Source organism: Catellatospora coxensis (assembly GCF_016862635.1).
Lineage (GTDB): Bacteria > Actinomycetota > Actinomycetes > Mycobacteriales > Micromonosporaceae > Catellatospora > Catellatospora coxensis.
In genome coordinates this window covers 1-1,248 of record NZ_BONI01000199.1, presented here as the reverse complement: position 1 = coordinate 1,248, position 1,248 = coordinate 1, and the positions used below count along the sequence as shown (strand labels likewise).

General features: G+C 67.5%; 2 protein-coding genes. Both read left to right on the top strand.

Features of this window, described 5'->3' with window-relative positions; all coding sequences use genetic code 11:
• The coding region (locus Cco03nite_RS41995) for a type 2 periplasmic-binding domain-containing protein (protein WP_203699630.1) at nt 1-500 on the top strand (500 nt) is incomplete at its 5' end.
• Nucleotides 501-558: 58 nt separating this feature from the next.
• On the top strand, nt 559-1,248 hold a 690-nt coding region (locus tag Cco03nite_RS41990; protein WP_239168097.1), incomplete at its 3' end, for a carbohydrate ABC transporter permease.

Sequence of the window (1,248 nt, the reverse complement as noted above, 5' to 3'; positions counted from 1 at the left end):
CCGCGACGATGGGCAACGGCGGGGCGGCGATGGAGCTGATGGGGCAGTGGGCTCCGGCGGTGCAGGCTTCGTCGTCGACGAGTAAGAAGGGCCTGGGGGACAAGCTGGGGTATTTCGCGTTCCCGGCGGTCGACGGGGGCAAGGGCTCGGTGGCTGAGGCGTTCGGTGGAGGCAACGGGTTCGTGGTCGGCAAGGACGCCCCGGCCTCGACGGTCGACTTCCTGAAGACGCTGCTGGATGTCGCGAACCAGCGCAAGTCGGCGGCGACGGGTGCGGTGCTGCCGACGGTCAAGGACGCCGCGGATGCGATCAAGGACCCGAACAGCAAGGTCGTCGCGTCGAGCCTGGCCAGCGCGACCGGGTTCCAGCTGTACCTGGACCAGGCGTACCCGCCGGCGGTGGGTCAGCAGGTCAACGACAGTGTCGCGGAGCTGGTGGCCGGTTCGAAGACCCCGGACCAGATCGTCAAGGACATCACCAAGGTCGCGAAGAGCCAGTAGTCATGTTCGTTGACCAAGAACCCGTAGCCGCGTGCGAGAACCGAGTGGAGCAGGCACGATGAAGCTTTCCACGGTGCCCGGACAGCGCACCGACGACGCGGCGACCGAGCTCTTGGCGGCGGTTCCGGCGGTCACGCAGCAGCGTGGCCGCCGGGACCGGCCCCAGCCGCGTCGCCGCCTGGGCACCATCGCCTTGTTCCTGGCCCCGGCGATGGTGCTGTTCCTGCTGCTCGTCATCGCCCCGATCCTGGTCGCGGGCTATACCAGCCTCTACAAGTGGAACGGCTTCAACCTGCCGGAGAACTTCGTCGGCCTGGACAACTTCACCCGCGCCTTCCAGGACCCGACCTTCCTCGGCGACCTGTGGCACACCCTCGTGCTGATCACCCTTTCCCTGGTGATCCAGCTGCCGGTCTCCCTCGCCCTGGCGATGCTGCTCAACCAGAAGCTCAAAGGCCGCAGCGTCTACCGCGTGATCTTCTTCGCCCCGTACGTGCTGTCCGAGGTCACCACCGCGGTCCTGTTCACCCTGGTGCTCTCACCCAACCGGGGTCTGGGCGACACGCTCTCCAAGTTGCTGGGCGCCGAGGCGGGCGCGGTCTTCGCCGACCCCGACACCGTGCTGTTCGCCCTGTTCCTGGTGATCTCGTGGAAGTACTTCGGCTTCCACATGATCCTGTACTTGGCGGGCAGGCAGGGCATCCCGGCCGAGCTGACCGAGGCCGCCACCACCGACGGCGCGAGCGCC